The organism is Bacillus sp. TH13 (assembly GCF_016651175.1).
Taxonomy (GTDB): domain Bacteria; phylum Bacillota; class Bacilli; order Bacillales; family Bacillaceae_G; genus Bacillus_A; species Bacillus_A thuringiensis_S.
This window is the reverse complement of record NZ_JAEKEJ010000025.1, coordinates 1,185,333-1,201,817: the sequence shown is the minus strand read 5'-3', so window position 1 is coordinate 1,201,817 and position 16,485 is coordinate 1,185,333. Positions and strand designations below refer to the sequence as shown.

The window sequence follows — 16,485 nt, the reverse complement described above, 5'->3', positions numbered from 1 at the left end:
GATATAAAGTGGACCATCCAATTCAAGGTTTAATGACAACCGCAATGCAGCATTTAAAACAAATGACTGATGTAAATACAATTGTTGGTGATCCGATTAAAGCGGCAGATGGAAGTGTAATTCTTACCGTTTCGAAAGTTAGTTTCGGATTCGCCGCTGGTGGAAGTGAATTTGGTAAAGTAGAACATTCAGGCCGTCATCCATTTGGCGGGGGAAGTGGTGGAGGAGTTTCTATTAATCCTGTTGCTTTTCTTGTAATAAATGGAGATGGTGTGAAAGTATTACATTTAGATAAGCAAACGCATGTCATCGATAAAATAATTGAATTAGCGCCACAAGCTGTTGATAAAGTGAAAGAAATGATGGATAAACGAAAAGAAGATGATCCTGAATTTCAAATTTAACGAATAAAGAAGCTAATCAATAGGTTAGCTTCTTTTATTTTTTTGTAAATAAAGCGATTTTATTTGCATTATCGATAGGGACAAACTATCATTTACATTGTACATATTTTGTTTAAATAAGGGAGGATTTTCAAGTGGCAAACGTAACTTTTAAAGGTAATCCAATGACTTTAGTTGGAACAGAAGTTAAAGTTGGCGATCAAGCGCCAAACTTCCAAGTATTAGCAAACGACTTATCTCCAGTAAGTTTAGAAACATACAAAGGCGAAGTAAAATTAATTAGTGTTGTACCTTCAATCGACACGGGTGTGTGTGATGCACAAACACGTCGTTTTAACCAAGATGCAGCAGGTATTGAAAACGCGAAAGTATTAACAATTAGCGCTGATTTACCATTCGCTCAAAAACGCTGGTGTGCAGCAAACGGTTTAGAAAATGTTGTTACACTTTCTGACCACCGTGACCTTTCATTCGGTGAAGCTTACGGCTTAGTAATGAAAGAACTTCGTTTACTTGCTCGTGCAGTATTCGTAGTAGATAGCAATGACAAAGTAGTTTACGTAGAATACGTAGGCGAAGGTACAAGCCATCCAAACTATGAAGCAGCATTAGAAGCAGCTAAATCTGCAAAGTAATGTGAAGGAAATGACCTCTTATAAAGAGGTCGTTTTTTCTCATATATCGCTGCGTAACGGTGCCGATATATGAGAAAAAACGTTATATCATATATAACTTGAGAGGGAGCTCTTTACAGGAGGTCGCTTTTTCTTTTTGGAAAAAATCACTTTGTGGTATGATATGAGTTATGTGTAAAAGAGAGAAGGAGGAATGTACGTGAGTCAGACAGTAGAAACATTATTTTCTATTTTTGATTCTTCTGCGGTAGTTTTACGTAAAGAATTAGATGTGACATATTTGGAGGCGCTTGTAGAAACAGGTGATAACTTGTTTGAGGGAGCGATTTTACAAGAGGAATTATCCGAATCGGCAATTGAAAGGCTGAATCGTGAATATAGTACGTTTAATGAAGAAACATATAAAGGTGAAGAAATTCGTAAAGCATTTCAGTTAGCCATCTTAAAAGGAATGAAAGAAGGCGTACAAGCCAATCATGAAATGACGCCTGATGCAGTTGGAATGTTCATGAGTTACTTATTCCATAAATTTATGCAAGGTCAAAACGAAATTACAGTTTTAGATCCTGCAATTGGAACAGGAAATTTAATGACTACAGTGTTTAATAGCGCCAAAGAAGGACTAACAATGAGTGGATTTGGTGTAGAAGTGGATGAAGTGCTAATTAAACTTGCTTTAGTAAATGCAAATTTACAAAAGCATGCAATCGAATTCTTCCATCAAGATGGACTAGCACCACTTTATATCGATCCAGTTGATGCAGTCGTTTCAGATTTACCGATTGGTTACTATCCAAACGAAATCGGTGCAAGTGAATATAAATTAAAAGCAGATGAAGGAATGTCGTATGCTCATCACTTATTTATTGAACAAAGTGTGAAACATACGAAAGAGGGCGGGTACTTATTCTTCTTAGTACCAAACTTCATTTTTGAAAGTGACCAAGCACCAAAATTACATGCATTTATTAAAGAAACATGCTTTATTCAAGGGTTATTACAGCTTCCTGTTTCCATGTTTAAAAACGAGAAAAATGCAAAAAGTATATTTGTTCTCCAAAAGAAAGGCTCTAATGTAACAATGCCAAAACAGGCGTTATTAGTGGAGTTGCCTAAATTCTCTAACATGAAGGCGATGGAGAACATTATGGATCAATTAAATACTTGGTTTGCAACACATAAATAAAGTTGGGTATATGTAACAGAGTTAGTGATTCATGTAGTACAGTTTTATATAATATGTCATATTTTTAAATATATACTAGATTTAACTGAATTTTTTTGAAATCTGTAATATATATTTTTTCTTGGTGTTACAATTTTTTCACTTGAAATATATGTCGGACGATGTTTAAATTAAAATCGTGAGTATAAAATTTGCTAATGATGAAACGTTTTCATATTTAGTAAATTTGATTAGATAAAATCGAGCGGTTTGTGGAAACATCCACACAACTACCAAGAGAAAAAGGGGCGAAAGACTAGATGTCAAAAATCATCGCGATTAACGCAGGAAGCTCTTCCTTAAAATTCCAATTATTTGAAATGCCAAGTGAAACAGTATTAACAAAAGGTTTAGTAGAACGTATCGGTTTAGAAGATAGTATCTTCACTATTACTGTAGATGGCGAAAAACAAAAAGAAATTACAAACATTCCAGATCACGCAGTAGCAGTTAATATGCTTCTAAAAAAATTAACTGAAAACGGAATCGTTAAGTCTCTAGATGAGATTGGCGGTATCGGTCACCGTGTTGTTCACGGCGGCGAAAAATTTGCTGACTCTGTTCTAATTACTGATGAAGTATTAGCTGATATCGAAGAATTAAGCGATTTAGCACCACTTCACAACCCAGCAAACATTGTTGGTATTAAAGCATTCCAAGAAGTATTACCAAACGTACCAGCAGTAGCAGTATTCGATACAGCATTCCACCAAACAATGCCGGAATCTGCATTCCTATACAGCTTGCCATATGAGTACTATGAGAAATTTGGCATCCGTAAATACGGTTTCCACGGAACTTCTCATAAATACGTAACTGAGCGTGCGGCTGAATTACTAGGTCGTCCACTTGAAAGCTTAAGCTTACTTTCTTGTCACTTAGGTAACGGTGCAAGTATCGCAGCAGTAGAAGGCGGTAAATCTATCGATACTTCTATGGGCTTCACTCCACTTGCTGGTGTAACAATGGGTACACGTTCTGGTAACCTTGACCCTGCGTTAATTCCATACATCATGGAAAAAACAGGCCAAACAGTAGAAGAAGTAGTTAACGTATTAAACAAGAAGAGTGGTATGTTAGGTCTTACTGGTTACTCTAGTGACCTACGTGACATCATTGCGAAAGAAGAAGAAGGCGACCACCGTGCGAAAGTAGCACTTGATGTATTCGTAAGCCGTATCCACAAATACATCGGTTCTTACACAGCTCGTATGAAAGGTGTCGACGCAATCATCTTTACAGCTGGTGTAGGTGAAAACAGTGCGATTATTCGTGAGCGCGTATTAGAAGGCCTTGAGTACATGGGCGTATACTTCGATGTAAAACGTAATAACGTATTCGGTGAAGAAGCATTCATCAGCTTCCCACACTCTCCAGTAAAAATTATCGTAATTCCAACTGACGAAGAAGTTATGATCGCTCGTGACGTACTACGTCTTGGAGATATTGGTTAATATATAAAAAGAAAGACGAGATCCTATAGGATTTCGTCTTTTTTCTTTTGGATGTATTTTAAAATTCCATCCGGATATAATATTTTTTCTTTCTGAATGAATGCCTTAATAGGAATCCATTTCGCATACGTTACTGCTTGCTCATCTTGTATATTTAATATTTCCATTTCATATAGTGAGGTGTCTAATAAACGCAAAGAATATAGTTGAATGATTTCATGACCAATGCCCCCATCTAGATGAAAGACATTTTCTAAGCAACCTAAATAATTGGTGATTTCTATCTCCGTATGAAGCTCTTCTTTAAACTCCCGAATAACAGTATGTGCTGATTTTTCACCAAGTTCAATGGAACCGCCAAGAGGACGATAATATGTTTCGCCTTCTGTATAATATTCTTGTACGAGAAGGCGATCTTGATGTACAGCAAGACCGAAAGCTTTTGCACGTGGATACATAATAGAATCACTCCTTATTTGTTTTGTATAAGGACGATTATAATATATGGTGTGATAAAAGTATCGTGTATTTAAGTGTGCGGTCTAACTGTAATTCCATCAAATAAGTCTTTCCAAAATGCTTCATTGTATTGGTATACATCCATAATAGGACATTTCATAACGCAAGTATGTTGTAATCCCCAATCTTCTTGAGTGATAGTTGGTATATCGGCAGGAATTAGTAACAGGACAGAGAATGTATGTGTAATTATTTGAGATAAAATTTGTTCTAGGGAACATGATTCTTCGTATGTTCCTCCAGTTCGAAGAAATAATATGGATTCTGCCGTTTCAATTGTAGTTAGAAAACGATTAGTTCGATGTTCGTAGTTTAACTTAATTTCTGTATAAGAAGGCCAAGTAGTTGGTGTGTTTACATCTGTTTTAAAGTCATGACAGGAGTCAATTTCATAAAGGTTGTCCCTTCATCTTAATTTTGCATCATCATCCCAAAATGAGATGAAGGATAAATTTTCTTAATTTAAAAAGCGGTCAAATCGATTTTGGAATAATAAATTTACTTTCGCTAATGAAGGACTTAGCATAAAATCAATAACACCAAAAAATGGTGATAATTCTAATTGATATAATGCCCAAGTAGGCCAGCAGTTTTTTCCTAAGCTGAATTCTGCGTTATAATTTTGTTTTAGATTGGATAGATTCATGTGAAGCATCTCATCCTTTTTGCTATTATTTTATGTCACTCATAAAGGGTATATAAAAAGAGATATACAAGCATATTTGTAAAGAATAAGCAGAAATATGTTACAATAGAAAAAAATCGAACGAGGTGGTTGTTACGATGCGATCGAAGCGAGAACAAGCCATTTTAGACAATATAAAAGAATGGGAAGCGCAATTAGTTGAGCAAGAAGCGACCGATTTTCAAAAAGTGTTTGATAAATGGTTACATACTACAGTTGCGAAATTACCTGAGAAAAAGCGAAAAGAATTCTTCACGAAAGCAGATGGATGGCTCTTTCATTTGCATGCATTTATTCAAAGTTCACAAGCACAGTTAGATGCACGTAATCGGATTTTAGGAACATCGAGATTATTTGATGAATCGATTGAACAGCTTGAAGATTTGAAAGCATTATCTATTGATCAGTTAACATACATAGCAGAGCAGCAAACAGCACGTCATCGTCTATATTCGTTTGTGCAAGGCGGGGCGACAGGTGCTGGAGGTTTATTATTATTAACGGCAGATTTTCCGGTTATGATCGCGTTAAATGTGAAGGCAGTCCAACTTATTGCAACATCATTTGGGCATGATGTGAACAAGCCTTATGAAATGATGCTTGCGTTAAAGGTGTTTCATGCGTCATTACTACCAGGAAGACTTCAGCAATACGCATGGTACAATTTATTGCAAGAGCTGGAGCAAGAAGATTCGTTCTTTTATGAAGGAGACGAAGCAGTGCTACAAACAGCTTCTACTGAAGTTGTGTTAAAACAAATTTTGAAGACATTTTCGATTTATGCTCTTCGTCGTAAATTATTCCAAGGTATTCCGGTAATTGGAATGGCAATTGGATCTACAGTGAACTATCGTTTAACAAGAAACGTTACTGAATTTGCAAATAGATTTTATCAAGTGCGCCATATAGTCGAGAAAGAAAAAAGAGCATAAAAAAAGCGAGAGGCCGAAGCCTTTCGCTTTTTTAATTTGTTGCATGTTTTTTGGACATTGGAACAGATACTGGCTGCTTTTCTGCTGTTTTTTCTGTTTTTGGATAATAAATTAAATCCAATGTTTTTGCCTGTACGGCAATCGAAAGAATAGTAAAAGCAATTTCTGTCCAATTTAAATAATATAATGAAAGCGCAAGAACAATCGCGTCAAAGACGAAGAAAATTTGCCCAATTGTAAAACGAGTTCGTTTACTTAATACAATTGTTAAAATATCGTCTCCACCGGTTGCACCGCCAAATCGCAATATAAAACCGAGTCCAATACCAGCTAACGCACCGCCAACTATTGCAGCTATAAATAAATTATTTGATAAATCTACCGTAAATGGAGAATAATTTTCCATTAAGGAATAAAATAATCCGAATGAAATAGAACCTAAGAATGAATAGCCAACCATTTTTCTACCCAAAAATGAAGCACACAGTAAAATAATTGGGATATCCATTAATACAGTTGAAATAGATGGTGAAATATCATAAAAGTTTTGAATGAATAGTGCAATTCCTACAAAGCCACCTTCTGTTAAGTGGTTTTGGAAGTGAATGTGATATAGCGCTGCTGCTAAAATAAATGAACCGATTAAAACCATAAAAATTTCTTTAATAATTTGCCGACTTTGGATGTTCCTCATCGTTATTCCTTCTTTCCGTAGTTAGTAGTCCTTTTTGTGTTGTAAACTAACTACGAGCTCACATGTAGCTTTCAGTTAGTTTACGAAAAAACTAACTACGCTATATGTCGCTGAAGAAATAACGAATAATCCTCTCGTCCATCAATTCTCCCTACCTTCGTTTTAGTTTAAGTCTTAAAACGACTAAACAAAACGTGGAGTAGGATTCGTCATTTAGCAATCCTGCTCTTCTTTGTTTTGTTTAGTTAGTAACAATTAAGTCCTAAACAAAACGCTATGTGTAAGAAGAGTCTTTTTTTTGCCAAATTATCCTTCGGGCAATCATAATTTCCCCACTCTCGTATTTTTTTCGCTAGACTAAAGTATCTGAGCTGAAAAATACGCTACGTGTATGATTCGTCAATACGATGCCACATGCTCCTTCGAGCGATCATGATATCAAAATCCCTTCCTTCAAGATTTATACTATTATATCATACTTTTAAAAAATGTATGCGGATGGAAACCGACAATAAACGGAGGGAATCTACAAAAAATGTTATGTTTAAATATTTTTGTAGCAAAGCCTAAGTTATTTCAGAGGATTGGACAGTTTGTAACGGTTTGTCCAATAAGTAAGAAAAAAAGGGTTTTATTCCGTTGTGTTCTTTTCATCACTTTTATCTTTAAAAAATGCATCCCAACTAATTACACTTAAAAAAGTTAAAGCGATAATAACGAAAGCACGCATAAGCTTTAGACCTCCTTTTGTACATAGTATATGAATCATTCGATTCGAAATGTGTCATTTTTTTACAACTCTTAACTATTATGAGAGTATATTAATATAGATAGATGAAGGGGAGAGTGAAGATATGCTAAAAGACATGTTCAAAAGAAAAGAATTAATATGCGTTTCATGTCAGAAAAAAATTCAATATGAAGAAGAACTTGTTGCTTTTGTAAAGTTGCCGAAAGAAAGAAGTATATTAGTTGGTCCATTTGATGTGTGTTTGGCGAAAACAGCACAAGAGATATATTGTAAATCATGTTACGACAAAAAAGCATGACCCAAAGTAATTGAGGGGCATGCTTTTTTCATTGGTGTGCTTTCCCCTCAGATACATTTTGAGTGAGTCGATACCAAAGCCAAAGGTCATTAATGATGGAAGCAAGATCGGCAATTTCTGAATTTAGTTTACAAGAAACTTCGAAGTCTTCTTCGTTATTTAAATGATGTTGTTTTGTATTAATATAGTGCTCAAGTTCTTTTATACGATCAGGAATTTTCCCGCGAATTTGTTCCCATTTTAGTAAAATAGCATGCTGCATTTTTTCGGGGATATCTTCCCAATCTTCTTGTAAATGCGGAATTTCAATTCCTAGATGATTATCGTATAAGAAATACTTTTCCATAAGTTCACCCCCGTTTTCCTGCTTATATTGTACAGAAAAACAGAAAGAAGTTCGACGAAATTGTTTGAAAAAATTTGAAAATGACTCTTGATACATTTTGTAAAAGGTGTTAAAGTTTGAATTATTATAAAAGAAAATGAATATTTATTCTTTAGGGGGATGCAAAATGGAGAAGAAAAAAGTTGTATTAGCATATTCCGGAGGTCTTGATACTTCCGTTGCAATTAAATGGTTACAAGAGAAGAATTATGATGTTATTGCACTTTGTTTAGATTTAGGGGAAGGAAAAGACTTAGGGTTTGTGAAAGAAAAGGCACTTTCAGTTGGTGCAATTAAATCATATATGGTGGATGTCCAAGAAGAATTTGCGAATGAATATGCATTGATGGCGATGCAAGCACACACATTATACGAAGGGAAATACCCTCTTGTCTCTGCATTATCTCGTCCGCTTATTGCGAAGAAATTAGTAGAAATCGCAGAACAAGAAGGTGCAACTGCAGTTGCACATGGATGTACAGGAAAGGGAAATGACCAAGTTCGTTTTGAAGTTTCTATCCAAGCATTAAATCCTTACTTAGAAGTGATTGCGCCTGTACGTGAATGGAAGTGGTCACGTGAAGAAGAAATTGCATATGCAAAAGAAAACGATGTACCAATTCCGATTCATTTAGATAGCCCGTTTTCAATCGATCAAAACTTATGGGGACGCAGCAACGAATGTGGAATTTTAGAAGATCCATGGGCAGCACCACCAGAAGAGGCATATGAAATGACATTAGCATTAGAAGATACACCGAATAAGCCAGAGTTTGTAGAAATCGGATTTGAAGCAGGTGTACCGACGACTTTGAATGGTACTGCATATTCACTTGCAGAATTAATTAAAACGTTAAATGCACTTGCTGGAAAACATGGCGTTGGACGTATCGATCACGTAGAAAATCGTCTTGTCGGTATTAAATCTCGTGAAGTATACGAATGCCCAGCAGCAATGACGTTAATCACTGCGCATAAAGAGTTGGAAGATTTAACACACGTAAAAGAAGTAGCACATTTTAAACCAGTGATTGAACAGAAAATAACAGAACTTATTTATAACGGTTTATGGTTCTCTCCTTTAAAACAAGCGCTTCATGCATTTTTACAAGAAACGCAAAAGAATGTAACAGGTACAGTGCGTGTAAAATTATTTAAAGGTCATGCGATTGTAGAAGGACGTAAATCTGAATACTCTTTATACGATGAAAAATTAGCAACATATACTGCCCAGGACGAATTTAATCATGATGCAGCAGTTGGATTCATTTCATTATTTGGTTTACCGACGAAAGTATACAGCCAAGTGAATCAAAAGAAGGTGGAAGCGTGAGCAAACTTTGGGGCGGACGTTTTACGGAAGAAGCGGAAGCGTGGGTTGAAGAGTTTGGAGCATCCATCTCCTTCGATCAACAATTAGTAAATCAAGATATAAAAGGGAGTATTGCACACGTAACGATGCTAGCAAAGCAAGGCATCGTTACGAAAGAAGAGGCAGAGAAAATAAAGATAGGTCTTCAATATTTATTGAAAGAAGCAAAAGAGAATAAGCTACAATTTTCAGTAGAAGCAGAAGATATTCATTTAAATATCGAAAAGATGCTAATTGAACAAATTGGCGAAGTAGGAGGGAAACTTCATACAGGCCGAAGCCGTAATGATCAAGTAGCAACGGATATGCATTTGTATTTAAAAGAAAAGATAGAACATATTATAAAAGCTACAAAGCAATTGCAAACTGTTCTTGTTCATCAAGCAGAAAATAATATTGAAACGATTATGCCTGGCTATACGCATTTGCAACGTGCCCAGCCGATTTCATTTGCTCATCATATTCTCGCTTACTTTTGGATGTTAGAGCGTGATGTGAATCGTTATGAAGATTCATTAAAGCGTATTAATATCTCCCCATTAGGAGCAGGAGCGCTAGCTGGGACGACATTCCCGATTGACCGAGAATATAGTGCGGAGCTTCTTGGATTTAATGGAATATATGAAAATAGTTTAGATGCAGTAAGTGATCGTGATTTCATCCTGGAGTTTTTAAGTAACTCATCTATGCTTATGATGCACTTATCGCGCTTTTGTGAAGAACTTATTTTATGGAGTAGCCAAGAGTTTCAATTTATTGAAATGAGCGATCAATACGCAACTGGAAGCAGCATTATGCCGCAAAAGAAAAATCCGGATATGGCGGAACTAATCCGTGGTAAAATAGGCAGAGTATACGGTAATTTATTCAGTTTACTTACAGTAATGAAAGGATTACCGCTCGCTTACAATAAAGACTTGCAAGAAGATAAAGAAGGAATGTTTGATACAGTAAAAACAGTAGAAGGATGCCTTCATATTATGGCGGGCATGCTTGAAACGATGACTGTAAACAAAGAAAAAATGGGGCAAGCTGTGACGCAAGATTTCTCCAACGCAACAGAAATTGCCGACTATTTAGCAAACAAAGGACTACCATTCCGTCAAGCTCATGAAATTGTTGGGAAGTTAGTGCTATATTGCACACAAAAAGGAATTTATTTATTAGATGTCTCGCTTGAAACATATAAAGAAATGAGCTCTTTATTTGAAGAAGATTTGTATGAAGTTCTTTCACCATATGCGGCTGTAAAGCGCCGTAATAGTGCTGGTGGGACAGGGTTTGAACAAATCAAAAACGCTTTGGAAAAGGCGAAGGGGTTAACGAAAGAAGTTATTAAGAATTGAGTTGGGAAGTACGCCAGTCTATTAAAGTCTGGCGTACTTTATTTTTTACTAGCATTTAAGTTACAATGTAGTGAAAAATAACAATTTAGGGGAAGTCTATGAAGAAAATAGTGTTTATTATTGTACTGTTAATTAGCTTAATTGCAAATGCTAAAGTGTTTCTTTTGGACAAATATATGTATGTTGGTGAAAAAGAAAAGCGAGAAGAAGCGATTATCGCAACGATGTGGCATTTGCAAGATAAAGGATATAAAGAAAGTGATATTGCATACATAAAACCAGCCTTTTATAGCAAAATTGGTTCATACGGTATGAATGTGCAGTTTAAAGATGCACCAAATGAATCATATACATATAGAGTTTTAAAAGATGAGAAAACAAATAAACTAACTGTACACCAGGATAGCAATGAGCCAGGTGGTATGGGCGGGAAGCATCAAGAGCTTAAATAAAAAAACGACTGATGGCATTCGCCTGCAGTCGTTTTTCTTTTAATCATACTTATGTCGATCTTCTGTAATTCGAATATACTCAATATCCATCAAATCACGAAGTAATGCACCGTTACTTAGTTCAACGCCATGTTTCTCTTTAAAATGAGTGCGAATCGTATCTAGCATTTCAATTTCTTTGCCGTTCACGTCTAAAATAATGCGTTCAGAATCATCCATATAGCATCCTCCTTTTTTACACATATATATTTTGTCCGTCTATTTCTAAAAAATGTATGTTAACGTAATGTTAGGAAATAAGAAAGGGATGAAAAATGAGACGTATTTATCCCGCATTAACGGGCAGTAAGACCCCCACCTCAAAATTTAGCGAAAGCAAAGAAGTTAGGTGGGGATCAACTGCCCGTAAAAGCCCGATTGGTTCAACTAATAATCAGTGGGGGATGAACAAAACCCCCCACTGATTAAAGTTTCACTTTATTTTATAGGGCTAATTTTGTACACGTTAATTGTATTACACGTTGCATTCCCAAATATCTTTTCATTTGAGGATTTAGAAACAGTACACGTTGCGATATTTATTTTTGCTCTATTTGTAGTAGATTGCTTTATTTCTATATGGCTTTCGAAAAGAAATGGAATGGAAAAAGAGAAAACGTTCATTTTGGATGATGACGTACTGTTTGTCTTTAGTGCTTGCTGCTGCTTTTTTTAGTGAACATATTAAATATTGGATTTGGAGCGTTCGTATTCGCATAATATTTTTTTATGCACTTTCTTCCTTATATGAAAGAAAAGCGAGGAGAAGAGGAAGACCAGCTTGTAGAAGAAGCGAGAGAACAAGAGAGTAAGAGAATTGAAGGAGATATAAAGAAACTTGGAGAACAAAAGTGGTATTTAAAATCAAAAATCATATACGCTCTTTGCTTTATTACGCCGCCAATTGGCTATTTGTACGTTTTCTTACTTCGTAAAAAAATGACAGAAGGTGCAAGGCAAACGTACTTAATGGTTGCGAGGATTATGATGGCATTATGGTCTTTGAAGTTTCTTCGGCCTTATGTGTTGGCAATTACCGTTGTTGTCGTAGCATGTCTTGTGTTTATAGTGAAGTTTATAAAATGAAAAACACCAAGCCTATGTGAAGTGAACCCCGAAAACGGGACACCAATCAAAACACCTAAACCACTTGTTCCCTAAATTCTTTAGGGGATAGGTGGTTTAATTTTTCTTGAATTCGCACACAATTGTAGTAATGAATGTATTCTAGCACAATCTTTCGCACAGTTGTGTTGGATACTTTTGTTATCTTTTGTGAATAGAAAGCTTCACTTTTTAAATGACCAAAGAAGCTTTCCATGACGGCATTATCATGGCAATTTCCTCTCCGGGACATGCTGGTGATCATGCCGTTTTCTTTGGCATACGCTTGAAATTCTTTTGCTGTATAAATACTTCCTTGATCCGAGTGAAGAAGGACATCTTTTACTTTTCGCCCTCTCATTGCTTGTTTCAATGTTTTCATCGCTAATGTCAGTGTTTGTGATTCGCTGATGACACAACTAATAATTTCACGATTAAAGGCATCCATGATCGTTGATAAATACAAGGTACGCTCTCCAAATAAGAGATACGTCACATCCGTAAACCACTTTTCATTTGGTTTGGATGCATCGAATTGGCGCTCCAATCGATGAGGGGCTACCATTGGTTCCGCACCATTGATATATTTCTTTTTCTTCCGACGCACTTTTGAAAGAATATGATTTTGTCTCATGATTCGTAATACTTTTTTATGATTGACACACAGTCCCATTTTTCGAAGAGTAGCGGTCACTCTTCGATATCCATACCGGAATTTATGCCTAAGACAGACGTCCTTTACTCTTTCTTCTATATCATCTTTCAGATCTTCCGTTCGTTGTAACCAACGATAAAATGTAGAACGGGGTAATTCTAATACGTTACACAAGTCTTTTACCGTTATTTTTGTTTGTACATTTCTCCATAAAGTAACTACAGTTTCTGGTTTCAGCCCCTTTCGATTTCCAGATACTTTCCCCATACAAGTAATTTTGTTTTTAGATGTTTATTTTCTAAACGTAGCTGTTCTAATTCACTGAGCTCTTTTGGTCCTTTTCCATAAGAATATTGTTTTCCTACAGGTTGTTGAAAACGATACGTTTGATCTGTACGATACCATTTCATCCATGTCTTAATTTGGGAAACATTTTTAATTCCGAGTTTCTCCATAATTGCACGATTTGAATAACCGTCTTTCTTCATTTCAATGACTTTCCACTTTGTTTCTTCTGGGTAATGAACTCTTGTCTTCAAACGAAAAACACCTCCAATGAATTTGCATACTTAGTATGCGAATTCAGGAGGTGTTTTTTCATGTACCACTATTCGGGTTCACTTCAATGTGGACTTGGTGTTTTATCTATAAATTAAAGCTCACCTTGTTCCTCATCACCACGAACAACAAGGACATCGCATTTCGCATAGCGAATAATATGTTCAGAGACGCTACCGATTAGGAAACGCTCAACAGCATTTAAACCAGTCGCGCCACACATAATTAAATCTACTTTATGGTTTGGAGCGATTTCTTTTGAAATTTTAGATTTAGGGTTACCAAATTCTAATACAGTTTCAATTTTTTCAAGACCAGCTTCAAGCGCAGTTTTTTTGTAGTCTTCTAATAAGTCTTCTGCAAATAGATTTGCACGTTCAGCAATTGCACGGCTATAAGCCTCTACTGCTGAGTACGCTTTTACATCAACGATATGAGCAATTGTTAATGTTGCATTATTGCGCTTTGCGACTTGAATTGCTTTTTTAAAGGCTTTTTCTGCTTCTTTAGAACCATCCACCGCGATTAAAATATTTGTATATGTATTATTCATAGTAAATTCCTCCCAATCTGTTTTATAACTGTTTACAACTTAATTATAAAACAAATTTTGGTAACGTGCTTGCCAGAAACGTTACAGAATTTTGAAAACTCTGTTTCAATTCATTTTAGTTGTAATTGGAGCGAGAACTTGTTACATATGAAGTATAGCAATTTAAAAGGGGGCAGTTTTGTGAGACATGCGCTCATTACAGCCGGTACGAAAGGTTTAGGAAAGCAAGTAACAGAAAAGTTATTGGCTAAAGGCTATTCAGTAACAGTAACGTACCATAGCGATATCATGGCTATGGAAACGATGAAAGAAACATATAAAGATGTGGAAGAGCGTCTACAATTCGTGCAAGCGGATGTCACGAAAAAGGAAGATTTACATAAAATAGTAGAAGAAGCGATGAGCCGTTTTGGCAAAATTGACTTTTTAATTAATAATGCTGGTCCATATGTATTTGAACGAAAAAAGTTAGTTGATTATGAAGAAGATGAATGGAATGAAATGATTCAGGGAAATTTAACAGCGGTATTTCATTTATTAAAACTTGTCGTTCCGGTCATGAGAAAACAGAACTTTGGCCGTATTATTAATTACGGATTTCAAGGGGCGGATAGTGCACCGGGATGGATTTATCGTTCAGCTTTTGCCGCAGCGAAAGTAGGACTTGTTTCATTAACGAAAACAGTTGCTTATGAAGAAGCGGAGTATGGTATTACTGCGAACATGGTATGTCCTGGTGATATTATAGGCGAGATGAAAGAGGCAACTATTCAAGAAGCACGTCAGCTGAAAGAGCATAACACACCGATTGGTAGATCTGGAACAGGTGAAGATATTGCAAGAACCATTTCGTTTTTATGTGAGGACGATTCCGATATGATTACCGGTACAATTATTGAAGTGACTGGTGCAGTGGATGTTATTCATAGACATCGATAGAATAAAATAAGATGAAGTTTCGAATAATTGGACAGTTTATCCATTGTGCTGAGAGGTGCGGATAATACTGTCCTTTAATATAAAATTAAATCTATCGGAAAACTCGTGTTATTTTTTTGTCAAATATTGAGATATTATGTTAAAATATAAGAGCGTAGAAAGCGCTTTAAAAAATGATTCAGGGGTCATTTCATAACTCAAGGGGGAACTAATCATGCGTATCGGTATTCCAACAGAAATTAAAAACAATGAAAACCGTGTGGCAATGACGCCAGCGGGAGCAGTACATTTAGTACAAAATGGTCATGAAGTTTTTGTTCAAAAAGGAGCAGGTTTAGGATCTGGCTTTACGGATGAAGAATATGTACAAGCTGGTGCGAAACTTGTAGAAACTGCTGAAGAAGCATGGAATCAAGATATGGTTATGAAGGTAAAAGAGCCAGTAGCAAGTGAATACGGCTATTTCCGTGAAGGTTTAATTTTATTCACATACTTACACTTAGCTCCAGAACCAGAATTAACGAAAGCATTAATCGATAACAAAGTTGCATCAATCGCATACGAAACAGTACAATTAGACAATCGTTCTTTACCATTACTTGCACCTATGAGTGAAGTAGCTGGTCGTATGTCTGCACAAATCGGTGCACAATTCCTTGAGAAAAACAAAGGTGGTAAAGGTATTTTACTTGCAGGCGTTCCAGGGGTAAAACGCGGCAAAGTAACAATCATCGGCGGTGGTCAAGCTGGTACAAACGCAGCTAAGATTGCAGTAGGTTTAGGTGCAGATGTAACAATCATTGACTTAAGTGCAGAACGTCTTCGTCAATTAGATGATATTTTCGGTAACCAAGTAAAAACATTAATGTCTAATCCATACAACATTGCAGAAGCTGTTAAAGAATCTGACCTTGTTATTGGAGCAGTATTAATTCCAGGTGCAAAAGCGCCAAAACTTGTAACAGAAGAAATGATTCAATCAATGGAACCAGGTTCTGTCGTTGTAGATATCGCGATTGACCAAGGTGGTATTTTCGAAACAACTGACCGTATTACAACTCACGACAACCCAACTTACGAAAAACATGGCGTTGTTCATTATGCAGTTGCTAATATGCCAGGTGCGGTTCCACGTACGTCAACTCTTGCATTAACAAACGTAACAGTACCATATGCAGTACAAATTGCTAACAAAGGCTACAAAGAAGCTTGCTTAGGCAACACTGCATTATTAAAAGGTATTAACACATTAGATGGTTATGTAACATTCGAAGCAGTTGCAGAAGCTCACGGCTTACAATACGCTGATGCAAAAGAGCTACTTGAAAAAGCTCCTGCTTTATCATAATAGAAATACATTTGAGACCTTCCTTTTCGTGAGGAGGGTCTTTTTTATATGGGGAAATAACATGTGAATAATTGTTATTTATCCCGCATTAACGGGCAGTAAGACCCCCCACCCAAAAATTCAGCGGAAGCAAAGAA

General features: G+C 36.1%; 17 protein-coding genes and 2 pseudogenes. 12 read left to right on the top strand and 7 right to left on the bottom strand.

All coding sequences use genetic code 11. The features are described from left to right. Positions 1–8 precede the first annotated feature (8 nt). From ytfJ to ackA, 4 genes are all read left to right on the top strand, one after another. The gene (gene ytfJ, locus JFU02_RS14470) at positions 9–404 is read left to right on the top strand and encodes a GerW family sporulation protein (protein WP_000350003.1); all 396 of its coding nucleotides are present in this window, start codon (positions 9–11) and stop codon (positions 402–404) included. Positions 405–538: 134 nt separating this feature from the next. Beyond that, complete coding sequence (gene tpx, locus JFU02_RS14465) at positions 539–1,039, top strand: thiol peroxidase (RefSeq protein WP_000024527.1); 501 nt, start codon at positions 539–541, stop codon at positions 1,037–1,039. Between the two features lie 199 nt (positions 1,040–1,238). Beyond that, positions 1,239–2,225 carry a class I SAM-dependent methyltransferase gene (locus JFU02_RS14460; protein WP_000084365.1) on the top strand — a complete coding sequence of 329 codons (987 nt, stop codon included), beginning with the start codon at positions 1,239–1,241 and terminating at the stop codon, positions 2,223–2,225. 299 nt (positions 2,226–2,524) lie between these two features. Next, positions 2,525–3,718, top strand: a complete 1,194-nt coding sequence (gene ackA, locus JFU02_RS14455; RefSeq protein WP_000034570.1) for an acetate kinase — start codon at positions 2,525–2,527, stop codon at positions 3,716–3,718. Between the two features lie 23 nt (positions 3,719–3,741). On the opposite strand, the gene JFU02_RS14450 is transcribed toward ackA, so the two are convergent. Both JFU02_RS14450 and JFU02_RS32140 read right to left on the bottom strand, forming a co-directional pair. Beyond that, the gene (locus JFU02_RS14450) at positions 3,742–4,176 is read right to left on the bottom strand and encodes an NUDIX hydrolase (RefSeq protein WP_000283505.1); all 435 of its coding nucleotides are present in this window, start codon (positions 4,174–4,176) and stop codon (positions 3,742–3,744) included. A gap of 71 nt (positions 4,177–4,247) precedes the next feature. Then, positions 4,248–4,883 (bottom strand): annotated as a pseudogene (locus JFU02_RS32140) (DUF1796 family putative cysteine peptidase). Between the two features lie 137 nt (positions 4,884–5,020). Here JFU02_RS32140 and JFU02_RS14440 point away from each other — a divergent pair. Then, on the top strand, positions 5,021–5,854 hold the full coding sequence (locus tag JFU02_RS14440; RefSeq protein WP_001256853.1) for an EcsC family protein: 834 nt from the start codon (positions 5,021–5,023) through the stop codon (positions 5,852–5,854). Positions 5,855–5,885: 31 nt separating this feature from the next. Here JFU02_RS14440 and JFU02_RS14435 read toward each other — a convergent pair whose 3' ends face one another. After that, positions 5,886–6,548: a YitT family protein gene (locus JFU02_RS14435; protein ID WP_001244514.1), complete on the bottom strand. Its 663-nt coding sequence runs from the start codon at positions 6,546–6,548 to the stop codon at positions 5,886–5,888. An 854-nt stretch (positions 6,549–7,402) separates the two neighbouring features. On the opposite strand from JFU02_RS14435, the gene JFU02_RS14430 reads away from it, so the two are divergent. Continuing rightward, positions 7,403–7,597, top strand: coding sequence for a hypothetical protein (locus tag JFU02_RS14430; RefSeq protein ID WP_000910278.1), 195 nt, complete (start codon positions 7,403–7,405; stop codon positions 7,595–7,597). Between the two features lie 28 nt (positions 7,598–7,625). Here JFU02_RS14430 and JFU02_RS14425 read toward each other — a convergent pair whose 3' ends face one another. After that, a complete protein-coding gene (locus JFU02_RS14425) occupies positions 7,626–7,943 on the bottom strand; it encodes a hypothetical protein (RefSeq protein WP_000417222.1) in 318 nt (105 codons plus the stop codon). A gap of 166 nt (positions 7,944–8,109) precedes the next feature. Between JFU02_RS14425 and JFU02_RS14420 the strand changes: the two genes are divergently transcribed. The 3 genes from JFU02_RS14420 to JFU02_RS14410 all read left to right on the top strand — a co-directional run bounded on the left by JFU02_RS14420 (position 8,110) and on the right by JFU02_RS14410 (position 11,152). Next, positions 8,110–9,315: an argininosuccinate synthase gene (locus JFU02_RS14420; protein WP_000412339.1), complete on the top strand. Its 1,206-nt coding sequence runs from the start codon at positions 8,110–8,112 to the stop codon at positions 9,313–9,315. Then, positions 9,312–10,700: an argininosuccinate lyase gene (gene argH, locus JFU02_RS14415; RefSeq protein ID WP_098285411.1), complete on the top strand. Its 1,389-nt coding sequence runs from the start codon at positions 9,312–9,314 to the stop codon at positions 10,698–10,700. Before JFU02_RS14420 ends, argH begins: the two co-directional genes overlap by 4 nt. 98 nt (positions 10,701–10,798) lie before the next feature. Beyond that, the gene (locus JFU02_RS14410; protein WP_097888537.1) at positions 10,799–11,152 is read left to right on the top strand and encodes a DUF3139 domain-containing protein; all 354 of its coding nucleotides are present in this window, start codon (positions 10,799–10,801) and stop codon (positions 11,150–11,152) included. Positions 11,153–11,191: 39 nt separating this feature from the next. On the opposite strand, the gene JFU02_RS14405 is transcribed toward JFU02_RS14410, so the two are convergent. Further along, positions 11,192–11,371 carry a hypothetical protein gene (locus JFU02_RS14405; RefSeq protein WP_000342760.1) on the bottom strand — a complete coding sequence of 60 codons (180 nt, stop codon included), beginning with the start codon at positions 11,369–11,371 and terminating at the stop codon, positions 11,192–11,194. 244 nt (positions 11,372–11,615) lie between these two features. Here JFU02_RS14405 and JFU02_RS14400 point away from each other — a divergent pair. After that, positions 11,616–12,277, top strand: a pseudogene (locus JFU02_RS14400) (hypothetical protein). A gap of 55 nt (positions 12,278–12,332) precedes the next feature. On the opposite strand, the gene JFU02_RS14395 reads toward JFU02_RS14400, so the two are convergent. Both JFU02_RS14395 and JFU02_RS14390 read right to left on the bottom strand, forming a co-directional pair. Further along, positions 12,333–13,489, bottom strand: a protein-coding gene (locus JFU02_RS14395) for an IS3-like element ISBt2 family transposase (RefSeq protein ID WP_097821174.1) whose coding sequence is annotated in 2 segments (ribosomal slippage) — positions 12,333–13,237 and positions 13,237–13,489 — 1,158 coding nt in all. Because the reading frame shifts where the segments join, the coding sequence is not laid out codon by codon here. A gap of 113 nt (positions 13,490–13,602) precedes the next feature. After that, positions 13,603–14,061, bottom strand: coding sequence for a universal stress protein (locus JFU02_RS14390; RefSeq protein WP_001066673.1), 459 nt, complete (start codon positions 14,059–14,061; stop codon positions 13,603–13,605). A gap of 147 nt (positions 14,062–14,208) precedes the next feature. On the opposite strand from JFU02_RS14390, the gene JFU02_RS14385 reads away from it, so the two are divergent. Beyond that, positions 14,209–15,000, top strand: coding sequence for an SDR family oxidoreductase (locus JFU02_RS14385; RefSeq protein ID WP_003307942.1), 792 nt, complete (start codon positions 14,209–14,211; stop codon positions 14,998–15,000). A 214-nt stretch (positions 15,001–15,214) separates the two neighbouring features. Continuing rightward, a complete protein-coding gene (ald, locus tag JFU02_RS14380) occupies positions 15,215–16,348 on the top strand; it encodes an alanine dehydrogenase (protein ID WP_001219403.1) in 1,134 nt (377 codons plus the stop codon). Positions 16,349–16,485: the final 137 nt, after the last annotated feature.

What these genes read in the sequence shown, in the direction of transcription:
- JFU02_RS14450 (WP_000283505.1), bottom strand. Translation starts at nt 4,176, where the DNA reads ATGTATCCACGTGCAAAAGCTTTCGGTCTTGCTGTACATCAAGATCGC.
- JFU02_RS14430 (WP_000910278.1), top strand. Translation starts at nt 7,403, where the DNA reads ATGCTAAAAGACATGTTCAAAAGAAAAGAATTAATATGCGTTTCATGT.
- JFU02_RS14390 (WP_001066673.1), bottom strand. Translation starts at nt 14,061, where the DNA reads ATGAATAATACATATACAAATATTTTAATCGCGGTGGATGGTTCTAAA.
- JFU02_RS14440 (WP_001256853.1), top strand. Translation starts at nt 5,021, where the DNA reads ATGCGATCGAAGCGAGAACAAGCCATTTTAGACAATATAAAAGAATGG.
- JFU02_RS14410 (WP_097888537.1), top strand. Translation starts at nt 10,799, where the DNA reads ATGAAGAAAATAGTGTTTATTATTGTACTGTTAATTAGCTTAATTGCA.
- ald (WP_001219403.1), top strand. Translation starts at nt 15,215, where the DNA reads ATGCGTATCGGTATTCCAACAGAAATTAAAAACAATGAAAACCGTGTG.
- JFU02_RS14420 (WP_000412339.1), top strand. Translation starts at nt 8,110, where the DNA reads ATGGAGAAGAAAAAAGTTGTATTAGCATATTCCGGAGGTCTTGATACT.
- JFU02_RS14425 (WP_000417222.1), bottom strand. Translation starts at nt 7,943, where the DNA reads ATGGAAAAGTATTTCTTATACGATAATCATCTAGGAATTGAAATTCCG.
- JFU02_RS14435 (WP_001244514.1), bottom strand. Translation starts at nt 6,548, where the DNA reads ATGAGGAACATCCAAAGTCGGCAAATTATTAAAGAAATTTTTATGGTT.
- JFU02_RS14385 (WP_003307942.1), top strand. Translation starts at nt 14,209, where the DNA reads ATGAAGTATAGCAATTTAAAAGGGGGCAGTTTTGTGAGACATGCGCTC.
- JFU02_RS14405 (WP_000342760.1), bottom strand. Translation starts at nt 11,371, where the DNA reads ATGGATGATTCTGAACGCATTATTTTAGACGTGAACGGCAAAGAAATT.
- ackA (WP_000034570.1), top strand. Translation starts at nt 2,525, where the DNA reads ATGTCAAAAATCATCGCGATTAACGCAGGAAGCTCTTCCTTAAAATTC.